Origin of the sequence: Rhizobium brockwellii, assembly GCF_000769405.2 — a bacterium.
Taxonomy (GTDB): domain Bacteria; phylum Pseudomonadota; class Alphaproteobacteria; order Rhizobiales; family Rhizobiaceae; genus Rhizobium; species Rhizobium brockwellii.
Genome location: NZ_CP053439.1, coordinates 665,303 through 683,045 on the forward strand (window position 1 = coordinate 665,303; position 17,743 = coordinate 683,045).

Sequence of the window (17,743 nt, forward strand, 5' to 3'; positions counted from 1 at the left end):
CAAGAGTTCAGGGTCACGTCCGGTGTGCCAAAGCTCGTATAAAGATCGCAATGCATCATTCGGCAAGCCATTCAGGCTTTCGCATCGGACTGGCTTCCGACAGCGCCCTTCGAACGCCTTCGAGATCGAGATTTGTTCCGTACACCGGCGTGTCGGGCTGCTGCCGCCAGGATTCGGACAGATTGCCGGCGTCGACGGCGTCGAAGCCGATCTCGTCGATGATCCGGATGAGTTTCGCCTTGGCATTCGCGTCATTTCCCGAAACGGGTAAGGCAATGCGGCCGGGCGTCCCGGCGGGCTTGCCGTCGTTCAGCAGGTTCTTCCAATTGATGTTGTTGAAGGCCTTAAGGACCGGCTTGCCAAGCTGCTTCTCAACCCACTGGCTTTCAGCCAGTCCTTCCTCGATACCGGCAATCTTGCCGTCGCGCTGGCGCGGGTAGTAGTTGCCGGTGTCGACGACGACGACGCTGGAATCGACACCGTTAAAGAGATCCTTCGGCAGATCGGGAATCCGGTTTTGAGGGATTGTCACGATGACGATCTCGCCACTTTGTGCCGCCTCGCGAGCTGTCACGGCTTTGGCCCCAGTCTCCTCGGCAATATCGGCCAAGGTGTCGGGACCTCGCGAATTCGCAATGAATACGGTATGCCCGGCCGCAGTAAGCCTTCTCGTAAGGGAGCCGCCGATATGGCCGGCGCCGATAATTCCAATGTCCATGACGATGCCTTTCCTCGCGTTGTGGGCCGTCTATCGAAACTGGTGTCGATGACTCATCGAGACAAGGCTGCTAAAACACCACCACAGCATGGAATGTCGTAGGGCCCGACCGGAGCCAGCCTTTATTGTCAACAAGCAAAGATTCTGTCGGCGGCGCACCGACCGAAGTTTGATCTTCAATGGCGACCAACCTCAGAAACTTGTTCGCTATCGGCGCCGTCCTCGCCGTCCTCGGCAAGAAGCTGCGTCGCTTCAGCAAAACGGCCCTGCTTTTGCCTTGAAGAGGATACCCGTGTCTCCTTGGTGTTTGAGCATAATTGGCGGAGCAAGAGGAGTGGACGCCGCGCTTCACCGGCCCGGAGGTGCTGGCGTATCGTCACTGTGTACGCGTTGCCAAGTAAGGTCGCTTAAAGATGCTTACAGTTCGTTCGAATTTGCGCGCCAGACCAGTTTGCTAATCTCAACGGCAGCAGCGGCAGCTATGGCGCGCAGGGGACGTACCCAATACGCTGTCCGCTTTGAGCCAGGCGCGACGGCGCCTTGTATGACCGGTAAGGGGGCGCATTGCCGCCCGGCAGCATTGGCTCGGTCGGTGGTGTCTCTGACCGCATTTCTGCTAAAGCTCGGAAGCATATCGCCCGCGATCACCAACTGCCGAAGTGTGAAGGGCGCAACGGGCTGATGGGCCTCTCGCTCATCGGGCCTCTTGTCTTGAAGGAGGAGCGCTAGGATGAGCACCGACCTGGATACCGTGCGGTCCTATGATGCGATCGCGGCGGAGTACGCTGCCGAGGCCGCGGCGATGCCCGAATGGGTCGCGACAGAGATCGATGCGTTCGTGACCGAGCTGGGCGGCTCGGGCAGGGTGCTGGAGATCGGAAGCGGTGGCGGGCGAGATGCACTTGAGCTTGAGAAGCGGGGAGTGAGCGTCCGGCGCACCGACATTGCAAAGGGTTTCGTCGAACTGCTTCGCGACAGTGGCTTCGAAGCCGACCTGTTGGACCCGCTGACCGAAGACTTGGCCGACCCGCAGCGTCCCGGCACGCCGTACGACGGGATCTGGGCCTGTGCCTGCCTGATTCATGTCGCACGCGAGGATTTCGGCACGGTGCTCGGACGGCTTGCCGAGGCGACCCGGACCGGTGGCCGATTGCACGCCTCGGTTAGAGAGGGCGAAGGCGAGGATGTGTCCACACACGGCAGTGCTGCAGCGCCCCGGCGCTACGTCGAGACGTACTGGCGCGAGTCTGCCCTGCGGCACGCACTCACAGACGCCGGCTGGATCGTCAGCGAGGTACGTCGGTGCGTCGGAAAGCCCCATGATCGGTGGCTCAGCGTTCGGGCGAGCCGGGCGTGACGCACATAGAACTTGCGGGAATGGCGGCTCCGATCAAGCCCGTTTCGTCAACGGAAACCGGTCGCGAAGCAGCCGCAGCACCGATTCCGAAGGGATCGGCGGCCCGAAAAGGTAGCTCTGGCCGTAGTTGCAGCCCATCTTGGCAAGCTCGATCGCATCCTCGTTGGATTCGATCCCCTCCGCCACCACCTTCATCTCAAGCTCGCGCGCCATTGATATCACCGATCTGAGCACGGTGGCCTTCTTGTCGCTGCTGTCGCGCACCAGCGCCTTGTCGAGCTTGATCATGTCGAAGGGGAACCGGGTGAGATAGGCGAGCGACGAATATCCGGTGCCGAAATCGTCGAGCGCCAGCCCGATGCCGGCTTCCTTCAGCTTCTGCAGCACAAGGCGAGCCTGTTCCGGATTTTCCATCACCATGGATTCCGTCAGTTCGAGCTTGAGGCGCGAGGGGTGGCAATGCGTCTTGGCGAGAACCGAACGCACATCGTCATAAAGCTCGTTGTTGAGCAACTGCACGCTCGACAGATTGATCGAGACGAAGATCGGCAATTCGCCGGTCTGGTGCTGCCAGCTCATCAGATCGTTGGTCGCCTGTTCCAGCGCGAACATGCCGAGCGGGCCGATAAGATCGGATGCCTCGGCGATCGGAATGAATTCCGACGGCTGGATATTGCCGCGCTTGGGATGTTCCCAGCGCATCAATGCCTCGAAACCGGCGACCTCGACATCCTCCAGCCTTGCGATCGGCTGGTAGACCATCGACAATTCCTTGCGCTCGATGGCGCGGCGCAGATCAGTTTCGAGCTGCAGCCGGTCGGTGCCGAAGTCGCGGAAGGCCGGCTGGAACGGCTCGACGCGGTTGCCGCCGGCCCGTTTTGCCCGGTACATCGCAAGCTCGGCGTCGCTGAGCAGGCCGGTGGCGCTCTCCTGCCGGTCGACCCAGGAGGCAAGCCCGACCGAGGCCGTCAGGATGATCTCGCGATTGGCGAAGTTGATCGGCACCATGATCGCCTTGCTGATCGCATCGGCAAAATCGGCGACCTTGGCCGGATTGTGCTCGGAAACCAGGATGAGGCCGAACTGGTCGCCGGCAAGCCGCGCCAGCGTGTCCTGCGGTTTCAACAGCCGGCGGAGCCGCCGCGTCAGCGCGATGAGAATGTTGTCGCCGGCGGCAACGCCGAGCGAATCATTGACCAGCTTGTAGCGGTCGATATCGATCACCATCACCGTCGGGCGCAGCGTGTCACCGCCCGGCGCCAGTGCCAGCACCGACTGCAGCCGGTCGAGGAAGACCTGCCGGTTCGGCAGGCCGGTCAGATTGTCGTGCAGCGCATCATGCAGCAGCCGTTCGACGGAATTCTTCTGTTCGGTCACGTCGACAATGGTGCCGACGCAGCGGATGATCTCGCCGTTCGAACCGAGCACCGGCCGGGCGCGGATCAGCAGCCAGTGGAAATGCCCATCCTCGGCGCGGATGCGGAATTCGTGGTTCAGCCGCCCGCGGCGATGTTCGAGCAGCACGTCGAGCGTGGCGCGGAAGCGGTCGCGGTCGTCGGGATGCAGCCGCGGCAGCCAGTTGCGCGCCGCGCCATGCATGGCGCCCTGCGACAGGCCGAGCTTGATCGAGACGTCGGGAATGGTGACGACGCGGTCGCGCGCCACGTCCCAATCCCACACCATGTCGCCGGAGCCGGTCAGCGCCAGCGATTGCCGCTCGAGATCGGAAAACAGCCCCTGCTGGAAGGCGCCGCCGGCAAACGCATGCTGCATGACGGTGAAGCCGATCAGCAGAACGATGAGCACCAAGCCGCCGCCGAGTGCTGGCTGGATGATGTCGTTGTCGAGCCGTCCGGTGACCGTCAGCCACGCCCCGAACAGCCAGACCAGGATCAGCGCCCAGGCCGGCACTAAAAGGATGGCGCGGTCGTAACGGTTGAAGCCGAGATAGATGATCAGCAGCAGCCCCATCGTCGCCGTCAGCGCGAAGGAAAGCCTGGCGATGCCGGCGGCGATCGACGGGTCGTAGATCGCCACGCCAAAGAGCAGGGCAAGGCCGAGCACCCAGGCAAGTGTCGCGTAACCGAGATGCGCATGCCAGCGGTTGAGGTTGAGATAGGTGAAGAGGAAGATGACGAAACTCGACGCCAGCGCCACCTCGGCGCAGGCGCGCCATATTCGCTGGTCGGCCGAGGCGACGCTGATCAGCTTGCCGAGAAAACCGAAATCGACGCAGATATAGCCGAGCACCGCCCAGGCGAGGGCTGCCGTCGCCGGCAGCATCGAGGTGCCCTTGACGACGAAGAGGATGGTCAGGAACACGGCGAGCAGGCCGGCAATGCCGAGCACGATGCCGCGATAGAGCGTGAAGGCGTTGATCGTGTCCTTGTATGCGTTCGGTTCCCAGAGATAGATCTGCGGCAGTTCCGGCGTCGACAGTTCGGCGACGAAGGTGATGACGGCGCCGGGGTTCAGCGTGATGCGGAAGACGTCGGCCTCGTCGCTCGGCTGCCGATCGAGCGCGAAGCCTTCGCTCGGCGTAATCGCGCTGATGCGCTGCGAGCCGAGATCCGGCCAGAACAGCTTGGAGTTGACCAGACGGAAATGCGGCGCGACGATGACGCGCTCGAGCTGTTCTTCCGAGACATTGGCGAGCGCAAACACCGCCCAGTCGCCCTGATGGTTCTCCGAGCTTGCCCTGACCTCGATGCGGCGGCGGATGCCGTCGGCGCCGGCCGCCGTCGAAACCTGGAAGGCCTCGCCCTGGTTGGCGTAGATCTCCGTCGTCGCGGTCAGGTCGAGCGCAGTATCGTCACGGGAAATTTTTACCGGTTCGGCCGCCTGGGCAACACCCGCCACGAAGGCGAAGGCCGCCAGGAAAAGGGCTGCGATCACCGCGATCACTCGTCCGGACGGTGACTTGGGCAGCATGCGGTCTCTTGTCATCGGCTGTCGGTTTTCCTGCCTTTATCCGTATCGGTGGCGAGACGTGAAAACATCACATGGTCATGCCACTGACCGTTGATCTTCAAATATCCGCGCAGATAGCCTTCCTGCTGAAACCCGGCCTTTTCAAGCAGACGGATGCTGCGCGCGTTATCTGGAATACAGGCTGCTTCGATACGGTGCAACTCAAGCCCGGCGAAGATGTAAGGAATAACCAATTGAAGAGCGGCGAACATATGCCCCTGGCCGGCATGGCGCTCGCCCATCCAGTAGCCGATCATGCAGCTTTGTGCCGCACCTCTTCTGATGTAGCCGATGGTGACGCCGCCGACGAGCGTCATGTCGCCTTTCAGGAAAATGAACAGCGGCACCGCCTGGCCCGAGGCGTATTCCTGCTTGCCGCGGACGACGCGGGCGCGGTAGGCGCCCTCCGTCAGCTCGTCGCGTCGCCAGGTCGGTTCCCAGGGTTCCAGGAATTTGCGGCTGTCGGCGCGCAGCCGGTGCCACTGGTTGAAATCCTGGTAGCGCGGCAGGCGCAGGAAATACCTGTCGTTCTCCAGCTCCACCGCTTCCGGCTGCCGCTGCAGGAACCGAAAAACCGATTTTGGCATCGATCACTCCCGGCAGGACGGACGTCGGCTCAGCGGCTTGCCTGCAGCGTCTTCGACGCCGGCACCGTAAGCGAGGCAGTGATGTCTTCCATCGGCGCGAGTTGTTCCAATGGCCCGATCGCCGAAAGCGTCGGCACCGTGTCATAGAACAGCCGGCCGGCGAGGTCGGTCAGCCGCTCGATGGTGATGCCTTCCAGCCGTTCCATCATCTCCGGATTGGAGATCGGCCGGCCGTAGAGCATCATCTGCCTGGCGATCTGGCCGGCCCGGGCGGCCGGGCTTTCCGCACCCATCAACAGCTGGGCGCGAATCTGGGCGCGGGCGCGCTCGATTTCCTTCTGGTGGATCGCGTCGGCGGATTTGTGCAACTCGTCGATGATGACGGGCACCAGTTCCGGCAGGTTTTCGCCGCCGGTCGCGGCATGAATGCCGAAGATGCCGGTGTCGGAAAAACCCCAGTGGAAGGCATAGACCGAATAACAGAGGCCGCGGAACTCGCGCACCTCCTGGAAGAGCCTGGACGACATGCCGCCGCCAAGAATATTGGCGAGGATCTGCGAGCAGTAGAAGTCGCGGGCGTGGTAGGGCTTGCCTTCGAAGCCGAGCAGGATCTGCGCGTCCATCAGGTCGCGCGGTTCGCGCACGCTGCCGCCGATATAACGCGCCGGTTCCATGACGGGCGGTGCAGAAGGGGCCGTCGGCAGGCTGGCGAAACGATCCTCGACCATGCGCAGGAATTCTTCATGCTCGACGGCGCCGGTGGCGACCACGAACATGCGGTCGGTCGTGTAGTTGCGGCTGAGATAGCCACGGATCTGCTGCGGCGTGAAGGAGACGACGGTCTCCGGCGTGCCGAGGATCGCCCGGCCAAGCGTCTGGTCGCGATAGGCGACCTCGGAGAACCGGTCGAACACCACGTCGTCGGGCGTGTCGTTGGCGGCGTTGATCTCCTGCAGGATCACCTGCTTCTCGCGCTCCAGCTCCTCTTCCTCGAAGGCCGACTCCGTCAGGATGTCGGCGAGGATATCGACGGCGAGCGGCACGTAGTCCTTGAGCACGCGGGCATAATAGGAGGTCGTCTCGGTCGAGGTGGCGGCATTGACTTCGCCGCCGACATCCTCGATTTCCTCGGCAATCTGGCGGGCCGCGCGCCGCGCCGTGCCCTTGAAGGCCATGTGTTCGAGCAGGTGAGCGATACCGTGCTCGTTGTCCGTCTCGTTACGCGATCCCGATTTGATCCAGACTCCGAGCGCAACGCTTTCAAGATGCGGCATGGTCTCTGTGACTACTGTCAGCCCGGATTTCAGCCGGGTGCACTCAACTGTCATTGGCTATCTTTCTGCGCCTGCTGTCGTCTCGCCGCGGGCATGCTTGCCGATAAAAGTCTCAACGGCTTTCAGCTCCGGTTTGATGATCTGGAAACGCTCCTCCCTGTGCATCAGATCAGCAAGCCACGTCGGAAGCGCCGGGTCAATACCGCAGGCGGATTTTACGGCGGCGGGAAATTTCGCCGGATGCGCGGTCGAAAGCGTCACCATCGGCGTATTCGACTTTTCTTTCTTGGCAGCGACGAAGACGCCGATCGCCGAATGCGGATCCAGCAGATAGCCGGTCTCGGCATGGGTCTTGCGAATCGTCTCGGCCACCTGCTTCTCGCTGGCGCGCCCGGCGCGGAAGTCGCGGCGGATTGCCTTCAGCGCTTGTTCGCCGATCTCGAAGCCGTTGGATTGCTTGAGGCTTTCCATCGCCGCGCGCACCTTCGAGGCGTCGCGGTCATAGGCTTCGAAGAGCAGCCGTTCGAAGTTCGACGAGATCTGGATGTCCATCGACGGCGAACTCGTCGCCTTGACCGCTTTCATGTCGTAGCGGCCGGTCTTCAGCGCCCGCGCCAGAATGTCGTTCTCGTTGGTGGCGATCACCAGCCGGTCGATCGGCAGGCCCATGCGCTTGGCGCAGTAGCCGGCGAAGATATCGCCGAAATTGCCTGTGGGCACCGTGAACGAGATCTTCCGGTCCGGCCCGCCGAGCGCGACCGATGCCGTGAAATAATAGACGATCTGGGCCATGATGCGCGCCCAGTTGATCGAGTTGACGCCTGATAGCCGGACCCTGTCGCGGAAAGCCACGTCGTTGAACATCGCCTTCACCAGGTTCTGGCAATCGTCGAAATTGCCCTCGACGGCAAGCGCATGCACATTGGCTGACGACGAGGTGGTCATCTGCCGCTGCTGCACCGGCGAGACCTTGCCATGCGGGAAGAGGATGAAGATATCGGTGCGCTCGCGCCCCGCAAAGGCGTCGATCGCAGCCCCGCCGGTGTCGCCCGAGGTGGCGCCGACGATCGTCGCCCGCTCGCCGCGCTTTTCCAGCGCATAATCCATCAGCCGGGCGAGCAGCTGCATCGCCACGTCCTTGAAGGCGAGCGTCGTGCCGTGGAAAAGCTCCATGACAAAACTGTTCGGCCCGGTCTGGACGAGCGGCGCGATCGCCGGATGGCGGAAGGTGCCGTAGGCCTCGTCGATCATCGCCCGGAACGTGTCGTCGGGGATCTCGCCATTGGTGAAGGGCGACAGGATGGTGAAGGCGATCTCCTGATAGGTCTTGCCCCTGAGCGCCCGGATCTCCTTCTTGGAAAAGCTCGGCCATTTGCGCGGAACATAGAGCCCGCCGTCGCGCGCCAGCCCGGCCAAAAGGGCGTCGCAAAAGCCGAGGGAAGGGGCCTCGCCGCGGGTCGAGATATAATCCACGTTCGTCATCCTTGATCTATCGCTGGAGGAAACCCGGCCGGCCGGCACCATGGCCCGCTCTGCCTGAAATCGGGCCGGAAATCGAAAAGGCGCCGCTCTGCCGGCCGGGCTTTGCTTGTATGCTTTTGAAGTTGCCCGCATCCGGCGTCGAAAAGTGCATCAAAACGGCGCTTACCCAATCGATTTTTGTTTGCGCCGCTGATATAGACCATCGCAAACCGTCATGAAAGGCCCTGCTGAAAAGACATGGGGCCTCCAAGAAACGCTTGTACAAGGGATGGAATATGGTGCTCGGCAAGGTCTCGCGTCTCATCGTCTCCGCATCTTTTCTTGCCCTGCTCACTAGTTGCAATTCGCTCGGCATAGGCGGCGACAGCAAGTCGTCGGCGCCGCCGACCCAGCCGAACGGCACCGCGCAGATCATGCCGCTGGCGCCAGCCAACCCCTCGTCGAACAATCCTTCGATCGGCACCGGCACGACGGCGCAGGGCACGGTCGCCCCCGTCGTCCAGGGCGCCTGCCCGCAGATCTTCATGCGTGACCAGGATGCGATCTTCCGCACCTATGCCAAGGGCAAGAAGGACGATCCGCAGCAGATCGTCTTCCAGGCCTCCGTCGGCGATTACACCCGCCAGTGCACGCTGAACGACACGAACCTGACGATGACCGTCGTTGCCCAGCTGCGCCTGATCACCGGCCCGGCCGGCACGCCGGGGCCGGTGACCCTGCCGATCCGCATCTCCGTCGTCGACGGCGAGACCGTGCTCTATTCCGAAGTCACCAAATTCCCGACCGAGATTCCGGCGGGTGCGCCGGGCACGCAGGTGATCTTCCGCAAGGACGGCATCAAGATGCCGGTCGGCTCCGGCGCCCTGGTGCGCGTCAATATCGGCTTCGACACCCTGCCGGCAAAGACCAAGAAGAGCAGCTAGAGCAATTCCAGGAAACGTGGGAAGCAGGCCTTCTAGTTCAGAATCCGGTCAAGCTCGGTTGTACGGGATTTGGATAGGCCAGCTTTTTCTGCGAATTGTTGCCAGCCTTCGATAGCGGTGCGAACCTGATCGATGACATCTCTCGCGTCTTGATCAGAGATCGATGCTTGCCTGGAGACTGTCAGCAGGTGCTTCATATCAGGGCTTCTTCCTTCGCCTGCAATATCCACGCTGTGTTCTCCTCCTGGTCCAGAAGAGAAGGTCAGGTCGTAAGCAGGAGAGAGGATCCATCGCCCGTCTGCGTTCATGAGGAAGGCGTGGTTCTTGGCGTGGTCGTCTCGATTCCTGGCGTACACGTTGAAGACCATGCGCCGAAACATCCGTAGGACTTCGGAACTGTCGCGTGTCATCATGAGTGTCAGCTTGTGGAGTTGTCCGTAGTTCAGCGATGCCTGTCGATGGCTGGCGTTCAAGATGCCGCTGGCAGTGTGCATGTGCAGCCGGCCGGCCGGTGTCCGATCAAATCGCTTGGTGGCGAAAAGACGGCTCCCTTTGCTGGTGTCGAATATCCGCGTCTCGGCCATCTCCAGCCCTGCGTCGCATGCCATCAAAGCATAGGCCTGCTCCTCGACCCCGATGTCGGCGGGATCGCCGACGCCGCGCGCCTTGACCATCCATCGATCAAAACCGGGCTCCATGTCCTGGCCGTAGTCCAGAGCGAATGTATTTTGGGCCTTGTTGAATCCTATCATGATTTTTGGACGTGCCCCCGCAGAGCCGCCCTGCGCGCCTTGCAGAGTGTCGATGTCGGCAATGTCCATCTCGGCTTGGACGAGGTCGACCTGCTCGACGAACCAATCCCAATCGATGTCGGTGGCTGGTTTCCTTTCGTCGTCGGCTAGCTCGGGGATATATGAGAGCGCACCCATTCCCGTCTTTCCAACCGCGGAAAGGCGATCCAGCGGGGTGAGCAGGTGATAGTCGATACCGGCCTTTTGAAGACGGCGATCAAGCAGGAGCCGTCCCCATCCGTCGGGTAGACTGTCGTTAAACAAACCGTGGAGTCCGTCGAACGGATCGCGCGGCGCCGCGATGAGGCCCGCATTATCTTTTAAATTGAAGGGGGACACCGGCAAAGGCGCAGCGAGGAATTCCGCCGAATATTCAAAATAGGCTCGGCGGTCGTCGCTACTCCAGGCAAGCGTTCCCAAATTTCTCTCGCTCCCCACGAGATCGAGAACGACGCTCGTTTTTCGGATCGGCTTGAATTTCATCTCTTGCGCACCCTCTGCCTGACAGGACGGCCAATGACATCGTCAATTGTTTTGGGCGGGCGAGGCGGAAACAAGTGCTCGAACTCGGCTTCGGCTTCCAGAACAAAGGCAATCTTCACAAGAGCTTCGAGCGAAATCTTTCCCGTTTCCTCGAACAGTCGTAGCGACCCGTAGGAAACGCCAGCTCTTGCTGCTAACTCCCTCTGCGTGAGGCCGGCATCAATACGCCGACGCTTCATCCGTTCCGACAGGCCGACAATCACCTCGGCGGGAGAGGTCATATTAAATGTGAACATAATAGCGCTTATATCAGATAACGAACATAATTGCCAATATAATAGCAATTATCTCCAATCTCAATGGCGCGAAATCGATCGCACGGAAATCCGATTGATACCTGCCGTTGGCGTAGCAGCTCGAAGTCTGGCGGCAGTTGCCACCAGCGCAAGACTGCGCAGTCGTTTACGTCAGTGACTCGGAGAAACCAGAATGCTCTCTGCATAGCCCGCGGATCGCGGGCCTGAGGCGCCTCAGAGAACGTTGTCCCAGGCCGCCAGTGCCGCAACGACGCCTGGCAGGTCGTTCATGCGGGAGATTGCCGTTTCGGCGCCGGCATCCGTCAATTTGTCGGCATGGGCGGGATAGCTGTGCGAGGCGCCGGTGAAGCCGATGACGCGCATGCCGGCGGCGCGTGCCGCATGCACGCCGTGGACGGAATCCTCGACCACAACGACCTTGTCAGGCGAAACACCCATCTGGCTTGCGCCATGCAGGAAGATGTCGGGCTTCGGCTTGGCGCGATCGGGACCGAGATCCTTGGCAGAAAAAATGTTCGGCGCAAACAGCGGCTTCAGCCCGACCTTGGTCAGCATCATGTCGAGCCGCTTGGTGCTCGAATTCGAGCAGATGCAGCGCTTGATCGGCAGCCTGGAGAGCGCGAATTCGACGCCCGGAATGGCCTCGACGTCCTGCGCCAGCCTGAGGTCGAGCATATGCTCCGACTTGTCGAGCAGCGAGGCCGAAAACGGGATGCTCGCCTCGCGTTCGATCTGCAGCAGGATGTTGCGCCACGTCATGCCGGCGAAGCGCTCGCCCATTTCTTCGACGCCGATCGGATATCCGGCCTCTGTCAGAAGCGCGGATTCGACTTCCGCCGCGATGATTTCCGAATCGACGAGAACGCCGTCGCAATCGAAGATGATGAGGTCGAAGCCGTCCATATGTTCACGCCTTGCTGAAAGTCTGGGCTGGAAGCCTGGGTCTTGTCCGGGAATGCTGCGGCTTTACACGATGCCCGGCCAAAGCTCAACCGGATCTCAAGCATGGCTGCGATGCGGCAGACGACCGGCTCCGGCATCGCTGCCGGATCGGCGCCGTTGGCCGCCGTCATCCCGGCCTCGACAAGCAGGAACCCGCTGGTCACCGAACGCGCATGGGGAGGGAACCGGAAGGCACAATCGCAAGCCGCATCAGCCGAATGCTCGCCTAGCGCATCGTGCGCGGCGCTATAAAATGAGAGCGCCTGGAGATGACCGTGGAATGACGTCGGCAGGATTGCCCGCCGACGTCATGGCAAGTTTAAAGCGCGCTCAGAAACGCGAGGGACGGCATAAAGAAATACTCGCCTCCCTTCATCTTCACCGCTTGAGGAACGGTTGCAACGGTCTTGAGGGAACTGGGATCACCCCAGATGGCGGCTCCTTCCATGTCTGGTCGCGCAGCATCTTGTTTTGTTTGACCGATGACCGGATCGACCCCTGGCGGTGGAAAGCCAGCCGGCACGGCCGGGAAACCGGGATTGTTGGCCCAATTTTTTTGAGTGAATTCGAACTGATTGCCTATGTCACTGTTGAACGCCATAAACAGCAGGCCGACGTATTTACTCGGTTTGTTCTCGATCTTGCCATCGTTCGGATTATCTGTTCGCACGCCATAGGTTTGGCCGCGTCGGGCCATGAGGTGCTTTCGCTCGCCAGCAATGTTTTCGAACCCGCCCGACCCTCGCGGATTGGTTTTTCGGATATGCCCTGAAAAGGGACACTTCGCGCCGCTCTTGTCGCTGAAGTAGTTGAAGTTGTTCGGGACGGGTGACTCAACTCCGTCTTCTGACTGCATCGTGACCGGCGTTCCGTCCTCAAAGCGCCCGACGACCATGGCGCCGGCCCTTTCGTCATCAGATCCGAATAAGCGATCTGCAAGTTTCTGCTCTTGCCTTTTGAAGCGGCGGACGTTTTGTTCCAGCTTTCGGTATACGAAGTAACTTCCGAAATGCACGGCCGGATCGGGCGCTGCTGGATCAGGAACAATGACCTGTTCTAATGGGAAAGCCGGGTCCCAGTTCGCAATCCCATCTGTCGCGTTTTCTTCGGCGTCGATGTCTTCCAGCAGAAACAGCGGCTGGCTTCGCCCATCGACATAGCCAAAGTGTTCGATACCTTCTTCATTGTCATTGTGAAGGCCCAGGCCATCTTGCGTCCCTACGATCGTTACCCCCTGCGAGGCTTGGATCAAGTCTACCACCTGATCATGAGCCGTGACCTTGGTGTCATTGAGCATATCTCCCACCAAAACGACCGCATGGATGGGATTGCGAAAATAAGAATCCCACCTGCTGACATCAGGGTCATTCAAGTCGGATTTTTGCATACCCGCGCGGAATATCGGATCGCTCGGTCTTTGGGCGATTTGGAGCGCTTGATAGCCCGCGTCAGTAAGGCCAAGCCCAATGTACGGCGTTCCCGGCGTCGAAGGTTTGGCCTTGAATGCTTCAATTTCCATTAAATGTTGCTTTGCCGATTTCATCAGCGTCGTGGAAATTGCCCGAAGGAAGCTTTTCGCAGCCTCCTTGTCGTCAAACCGCAGAAAAAACAGAGTCAAAAACTCACGAACATGCGCCTTGATGATGTTCGGTTGAAGATTGTTAAGCATAGTGCTGTCGTCAGCCGATAGATTTTTCCATGAGATTGGAGAGTTTAACGTGACGGACATCTTGCGTTCCTCCGTTAATGACGTAGCCATTAAACAACAGGTAGCATATTAGAGTCAACGCAACCATTTATTATTTGATTTGTATTTCCAATGACGGTTTGAATCTCTTGCCTTTTTTGATCTACATACGAACCTATTGGTATCAGGGTGCTCCGCATGTCCTCGATGCTGCGGGTGAGGGACGTGTCGTGGAGTTCGATCTGATTTATCACCCGCCCTCTTGGATGGGCTCTGCTGCCAGATCGGCTGAAGAGTGCAGTGACTGCCGGTCGTCTTCCGCTGAGAAGAGGATGGAGCGACTTTCCGCCGTCCGGCGCGCCCAGCCTTTGTCGAAGAAACTTGACAGCAGGGCCTCGCCGAGACTGCCGGCAAGATGAGCCCGCCTTTCGTTACAGTCGAGGCAGGAGCGGCAGAGCCGCCGCCGCGATGATTTGAGGTCCCCGACGTCGCCGGGATGGAAATGGCGAGCAGATAGCAGCCGTCAGGCCGCCAGCTGCCCACCCCGGCGTCCAGCTGCAGATTGCGTCGAAGCCGTCGCGCGAAGCCTGAACCGGGAAACGAGTTCGCGCAGCTTGGCAGCTTCCTGTGCAAGCTGGCCGGATGCCGCGGTGGATTGCTCCACCATCGCCGCGTTCTGCTGGGTCACCTGATCCATGGAATTGACGGCGGTGTTGACTTCGGCAAGGCCGGTCGACTGCTCTCTGGCCGATACGGCGATTGCATCCATGTGCTGATTGATGCGGGCAATCTGCTCGCTGATCGCCTTCAGAACCTGGCTGGTGTCGAGAACCAGTTTGACGCCGCTATCTACTTCCACCGAGGATTTCTGGATGTGGCCTTTGATTTCCTTTGCCGCCTGAGCCGATCTCTGGGCGAGTTCGCGGACTTCCTGGGCGACCACCGCAAAACCCTTGCCTGCGTCTCCGGCGCGTGCCGCTTCGACACCGGCGTTCAGCGCCAGCAGATTGGTCTGGAAGGCGATCTCGTCGATCACGCCGATAATGCTGGAAATCTGCTGGGACGAAGCCTCGATGCGGCGCATGGCTTCTTCGGCATGCGACACGACTTCCGAAGATTTGGCGGCATTGCGGTTTGCATCGGTCGCTTCGGTGCGTGCCTCATCGGTCCGCTTGCTTGAGTTCGAGACATTGGCGGTGATCTGATCGAGCGCTGCGGCGGTTTCTTCGAGCGAGGCTGCCTGCTGTTCGGTTCGTTTTGACAGATCGCCGGCCCCGGAGGCGATTTCCCTGGTGCCTTCGTCGATCGCGGCAATGGCGGTCGCAATCGCGCTGAGTGTCTGATCGAGCTGCCGGATCGACATGTTGAAATCATGCCGGAGGTTCTCGAAATCAGGAGCGAAGGGCTCTTCGATCTGGAAGGCGAGATCGCCGGATGCAAGCCTCTTCAGGCCCGCGGCGAGGCCTGATGTCGCCGCCCGCAGCCGTTCGGCGGCATCTTCGTCTGCCTGCTTTCGCGCCGTGACCCGCTCGGCTTCGCCCTGCAATCGGGCTGCCTCGGCATCTTGCTCAAGCTGCTTATTGGCAATCGCTGCCTGGCGGAAGACTTCGACGGCCGATGCCATCGTTCCGATTTCATCGGTGCGGCCGATCCCGCTGCATTCAATCGCCGTGTCACCGCCGGCAAGCCTTTGCATATCGTTGGAAAGGGCGAGGATCGGCTTGGTGACGGTCTTGCGGGTCAGGAAATAGAGGCCAATGGCGAACAGCGCGGCTAAGCCCAGAAGTGCCTTCAGAACAATATCGACCGAAGCTTTTATCTCAGAGCTGTGCTTGGAAATATCGTCCGACGCAGCCGTAATCTGATCCCCGGCCTGTTCCATGGCCGTTTCCAGCGTCGAGAACTGCGCCATGAAATCCGGCAATGCCTTCAAAGCCGCGCTGGGATCCTTGCCGGCGAGATCGACGATCTCAGTGGCGCTTGCGATATAGGCAAGCAGGGGACGTTCGACGCTGGCAAGGATCGTTTTGGTCTTGTCGTCGGTGGCAAGAGCCTTGTTGGCATCGATCATCTCGCGGAACGACGCCTCGTGCTCCACCAGATCCGCCTTCACCGCAGCAGCGTCTATGCCTGCTGCCGGATTGGACGCCAGTATCGACGCCAGCACGTCGGCGCGCAGCGCGTCGTGCATCATGTCGGCCTGCATGTGGTTTCGCAGAATTTGCGCTGATTGGGCAACGTCGGCGCTGTTTGCGGAGAGGGTCGAGGCGGACCAGATGCCGACGCCCGTAGCGCCGCCCGCCAACCCGAAAATCGCGATGCTTGCGAAGATGATCTTATGCTGGATCGACGCCATGATAGGGCTCTCTCGTTAAATTCAGAACACGAGAGTACCGGAACATGCTTAATGATTTCTCAGCACCGTGTCGCTTAGCGGCGCGAAAACAATAGGTTGCAGCGGATATTTCACTTTCGATGAAAAGTTGAACTCTTGGCTTGGTCGAGCGGATGCCCGATGCCGATAGGATGACGGACCTGCGCGAGTGCCGCGGCATCGTCGAGGCTCATTGCTGCTTCACGGTCCGGGGCGTAGCATGCATGTGCAAGAGGAGAGGGACAATGAGGCTTTCAGCTTTCGTCCGACCGGCAGCAGCCTTAGTGCTGCTGTTTGCCTTCACATCCACCGACGTCGTCGCCAAGGGCAAGCACCGAAGCTGCGCGCAGCTGCAGGCGATGAAGGATAATGCCCTGACCGGCGGAAAACATGCCGGGGATGGCACCGACAAGAGAGCCAAGATCGAAAGGAAGATGAGGAAGAAAGGCTGCTAGAGGCAAGTCGCCGCTAGAGCCTTTCCGGGTTGAGGACGGCGCGACATCCATCAAATCCGCCTCATGCCGGACTAACCGCAGCCCGGGGACTACCTTTGGCAAACTCATGCACTAGATGGCGATCGAGGAGGACGCCACCGCCGCTCTTGGGAGGAGAACAAGCGGCATGCCTAGAGAATGGATGAAGAGGAAGACTGCATGACGATCGAGGACATCATCGAAACCCTGGAAAAGACTGACATGCCCGACAGCCGGATCGACGCCTTCATCACCTGCGCCTTTCTGTTGAAGCAACTCCGGCCGGCCGAGCCCAACGATTTCGACGGTCCTCACGATTACCTGCCGAGCAGTATCAAGTCAGAGCACGGCTTCCTGATGGCGCGACCCTTCACACACGACGTCAATCACGCCATCGACCTGTGCCGGGAAGTCCGGCCGGATGCGGTTTGGCACCTTGCCCGCGGCCGCCAGACAGCGGATGATTCGCTCTACGGTGCGCAGCTGCGCGAGATCAAGGAGAGCGAAAGCGTGCTCGGTGAAGCCGAGAGCAATCACGCCGCGCTGGCGCTCACGCTGGCGGCGCTGCGGGCGCATGTGCGGCAGGAAGATGAAAAGAGGGCAGGTGCGTGAGGGCGCTAGAGAGTGCCTCGGAACCTCTTGCGGGTCGGCAATAACCTACGCATCGACCGGAAAAAGCTTCAGAAACTGCCGGTCGCCCTCCGGCGAAAACAGGATCGAGCGGCTTTCGGCCGTGCGCCGCGCCCAGCCTTTGTCGAGGAAGCTTGAAAGCAGGGCCTTGCCGAGGCTGCCGGCGAGGTGGGCGCGCCTTTCGCTCCAGTCGAGGCAGGAGCGGCAGAGCGGCCGGCGCGACGATCTGAGGTCGCCGACATTAATGCCGATGCGTTTGAGATCGCCTTCGCCCTTTTCCGTCAGCGCCAGGCCGTCTCCGACCGCGTCGATCGAGCCGGAGGCAATCAGGCTGTCGAGCATGCGCACGCCGTAATCGCCGGCAAGGTGATCGTAGCAGATGCGCGCCTTGCGCAGCGCCGGCTCCTTCGGTCCCGGCTGGTGACGCAGATGCCCGCGTCCGGCGGCAAAGCCCATCATGCTTTCGATCAGCCGGGCGACGGCCTCGTCGGCCAGCGTGAAATAACGATGACGCCCCTGCTTGCGCTGGGCAAGCAGCCCGCCGGCCTCGAGCTTAGCCAGATGCGTGCTCGCCGTCTGCACAGTGATGCCGCCGACCCCGGCAAGCTCGGTCGCCGTCAGCGCCCGGCCGCCGGTGAGTGCCGCCAGCATGTTGGCGCGGGCGGGATCGCCGATGAGCGCGCCGATCTGCGCAATGTCTGGACCTTCCTTCATACTTCGATCGTAACCGAAGCA

15 protein-coding genes and 1 pseudogene are annotated in these 17,743 nt (G+C 60.8%); 4 read left to right on the forward strand and 12 right to left on the reverse strand.

Translation table 11 applies throughout. The features are described 5' to 3' along the window. Window positions 1-55: 55 nt before the first annotated feature. Window positions 56-718, reverse strand: a complete 663-nt coding sequence (locus tag RLCC275e_RS03285) for an NADPH-dependent F420 reductase (RefSeq protein WP_033181378.1) — start codon at window positions 716-718, stop codon at window positions 56-58. A 730-nt stretch (window positions 719-1,448) separates the two neighbouring features. Here RLCC275e_RS03285 and RLCC275e_RS03290 point away from each other — a divergent pair. After that, complete coding sequence (locus RLCC275e_RS03290) at window positions 1,449-2,075, forward strand: class I SAM-dependent methyltransferase (RefSeq protein WP_033181377.1); 627 nt, start codon at window positions 1,449-1,451, stop codon at window positions 2,073-2,075. A 33-nt stretch (window positions 2,076-2,108) separates the two neighbouring features. Here the strand turns inward: RLCC275e_RS03290 and RLCC275e_RS03295 are convergent, their stop codons facing one another. From RLCC275e_RS03295 to thrC, 4 genes are read right to left on the reverse strand one after another with little or no spacing between them, the layout of a single operon-like run. Continuing rightward, the gene (locus RLCC275e_RS03295) at window positions 2,109-5,021 is read right to left on the reverse strand and encodes a sensor domain-containing phosphodiesterase (RefSeq protein ID WP_033181376.1); all 2,913 of its coding nucleotides are present in this window, start codon (window positions 5,019-5,021) and stop codon (window positions 2,109-2,111) included. Continuing rightward, entirely contained in the window at window positions 5,018-5,632 is a 615-nt protein-coding gene (locus tag RLCC275e_RS03300; protein WP_003557145.1) for a GNAT family N-acetyltransferase, read from the reverse strand. The genes RLCC275e_RS03295 and RLCC275e_RS03300 overlap by 4 nt, the downstream gene beginning before the upstream one ends. 29 nt (window positions 5,633-5,661) lie before the next feature. Further along, complete coding sequence (locus RLCC275e_RS03305) at window positions 5,662-6,960, reverse strand: M16 family metallopeptidase (RefSeq protein ID WP_033181375.1); 1,299 nt, start codon at window positions 6,958-6,960, stop codon at window positions 5,662-5,664. Between the two features lie 3 nt (window positions 6,961-6,963). Further along, a complete protein-coding gene (thrC, locus tag RLCC275e_RS03310) occupies window positions 6,964-8,388 on the reverse strand; it encodes a threonine synthase (RefSeq protein WP_033181779.1) in 1,425 nt (474 codons plus the stop codon). Window positions 8,389-8,663: 275 nt separating this feature from the next. Between thrC and RLCC275e_RS03315 the strand changes: the two genes are divergently transcribed. Then, a complete protein-coding gene (locus RLCC275e_RS03315) occupies window positions 8,664-9,311 on the forward strand; it encodes a hypothetical protein (RefSeq protein WP_003557150.1) in 648 nt (215 codons plus the stop codon). A gap of 32 nt (window positions 9,312-9,343) precedes the next feature. Here RLCC275e_RS03315 and RLCC275e_RS03320 read toward each other — a convergent pair whose 3' ends face one another. The 6 genes and pseudogenes from RLCC275e_RS03320 to RLCC275e_RS03345 form a co-directional block, all read right to left on the reverse strand. Then, the gene (locus RLCC275e_RS03320) at window positions 9,344-10,585 is read right to left on the reverse strand and encodes a type II toxin-antitoxin system HipA family toxin (protein WP_033181374.1); all 1,242 of its coding nucleotides are present in this window, start codon (window positions 10,583-10,585) and stop codon (window positions 9,344-9,346) included. Continuing rightward, on the reverse strand, window positions 10,582-10,881 hold the full coding sequence (locus RLCC275e_RS03325) for a helix-turn-helix domain-containing protein (protein ID WP_245277460.1): 300 nt from the start codon (window positions 10,879-10,881) through the stop codon (window positions 10,582-10,584). The genes RLCC275e_RS03320 and RLCC275e_RS03325 overlap by 4 nt, the downstream gene beginning before the upstream one ends. 234 nt (window positions 10,882-11,115) lie before the next feature. Beyond that, a complete protein-coding gene (locus RLCC275e_RS03330) occupies window positions 11,116-11,805 on the reverse strand; it encodes an HAD family hydrolase (RefSeq protein ID WP_033181373.1) in 690 nt (229 codons plus the stop codon). 358 nt (window positions 11,806-12,163) lie between these two features. Continuing rightward, on the reverse strand, window positions 12,164-13,573 hold the full coding sequence (locus tag RLCC275e_RS03335) for a Dyp-type peroxidase (protein WP_033181372.1): 1,410 nt from the start codon (window positions 13,571-13,573) through the stop codon (window positions 12,164-12,166). 208 nt (window positions 13,574-13,781) lie between these two features. Continuing rightward, window positions 13,782-14,021 (reverse strand): annotated as a pseudogene (locus RLCC275e_RS03340) (hypothetical protein); the annotation flags it as partial. A 33-nt stretch (window positions 14,022-14,054) separates the two neighbouring features. Beyond that, complete coding sequence (locus RLCC275e_RS03345) at window positions 14,055-15,887, reverse strand: methyl-accepting chemotaxis protein (protein ID WP_033181371.1); 1,833 nt, start codon at window positions 15,885-15,887, stop codon at window positions 14,055-14,057. A gap of 263 nt (window positions 15,888-16,150) precedes the next feature. Between RLCC275e_RS03345 and RLCC275e_RS03350 the strand changes: the two genes are divergently transcribed. Continuing rightward, entirely contained in the window at window positions 16,151-16,360 is a 210-nt protein-coding gene (locus RLCC275e_RS03350; protein WP_033181370.1) for a hypothetical protein, read from the forward strand. A 198-nt stretch (window positions 16,361-16,558) separates the two neighbouring features. Beyond that, a complete protein-coding gene (locus RLCC275e_RS03355) occupies window positions 16,559-16,990 on the forward strand; it encodes a hypothetical protein (RefSeq protein ID WP_003557164.1) in 432 nt (143 codons plus the stop codon). Between the two features lie 45 nt (window positions 16,991-17,035). Here the strand turns inward: RLCC275e_RS03355 and RLCC275e_RS03360 are convergent, their stop codons facing one another. Beyond that, window positions 17,036-17,722 carry an ArsR/SmtB family transcription factor gene (locus RLCC275e_RS03360; protein ID WP_033181369.1) on the reverse strand — a complete coding sequence of 229 codons (687 nt, stop codon included), beginning with the start codon at window positions 17,720-17,722 and terminating at the stop codon, window positions 17,036-17,038. Between the last annotated feature and the right edge of the window lie 21 nt (window positions 17,723-17,743).

Coding starts and splice junctions, on each gene's coding strand:
- RLCC275e_RS03285 (WP_033181378.1), bottom strand. CDS start 718: ATGGACATTGGAATTATCGGCGCCGGCCATATCGGCGGCTCCCTTACG.
- RLCC275e_RS03290 (WP_033181377.1), top strand. CDS start 1,449: ATGAGCACCGACCTGGATACCGTGCGGTCCTATGATGCGATCGCGGCG.
- RLCC275e_RS03295 (WP_033181376.1), bottom strand. CDS start 5,021: ATGACAAGAGACCGCATGCTGCCCAAGTCACCGTCCGGACGAGTGATC.
- RLCC275e_RS03300 (WP_003557145.1), bottom strand. CDS start 5,632: ATGCCAAAATCGGTTTTTCGGTTCCTGCAGCGGCAGCCGGAAGCGGTG.
- RLCC275e_RS03305 (WP_033181375.1), bottom strand. CDS start 6,960: ATGACAGTTGAGTGCACCCGGCTGAAATCCGGGCTGACAGTAGTCACA.
- thrC (WP_033181779.1), bottom strand. CDS start 8,388: ATGACGAACGTGGATTATATCTCGACCCGCGGCGAGGCCCCTTCCCTC.
- RLCC275e_RS03315 (WP_003557150.1), top strand. CDS start 8,664: ATGGTGCTCGGCAAGGTCTCGCGTCTCATCGTCTCCGCATCTTTTCTT.
- RLCC275e_RS03320 (WP_033181374.1), bottom strand. CDS start 10,585: ATGAAATTCAAGCCGATCCGAAAAACGAGCGTCGTTCTCGATCTCGTG.
- RLCC275e_RS03325 (WP_245277460.1), bottom strand. CDS start 10,881: ATGTTCACATTTAATATGACCTCTCCCGCCGAGGTGATTGTCGGCCTG.
- RLCC275e_RS03330 (WP_033181373.1), bottom strand. CDS start 11,805: ATGGACGGCTTCGACCTCATCATCTTCGATTGCGACGGCGTTCTCGTC.
- RLCC275e_RS03335 (WP_033181372.1), bottom strand. CDS start 13,573: ATGTCCGTCACGTTAAACTCTCCAATCTCATGGAAAAATCTATCGGCT.
- RLCC275e_RS03345 (WP_033181371.1), bottom strand. CDS start 15,887: ATGGCGTCGATCCAGCATAAGATCATCTTCGCAAGCATCGCGATTTTC.
- RLCC275e_RS03350 (WP_033181370.1), top strand. CDS start 16,151: ATGAGGCTTTCAGCTTTCGTCCGACCGGCAGCAGCCTTAGTGCTGCTG.
- RLCC275e_RS03355 (WP_003557164.1), top strand. CDS start 16,559: ATGACGATCGAGGACATCATCGAAACCCTGGAAAAGACTGACATGCCC.
- RLCC275e_RS03360 (WP_033181369.1), bottom strand. CDS start 17,722: ATGAAGGAAGGTCCAGACATTGCGCAGATCGGCGCGCTCATCGGCGAT.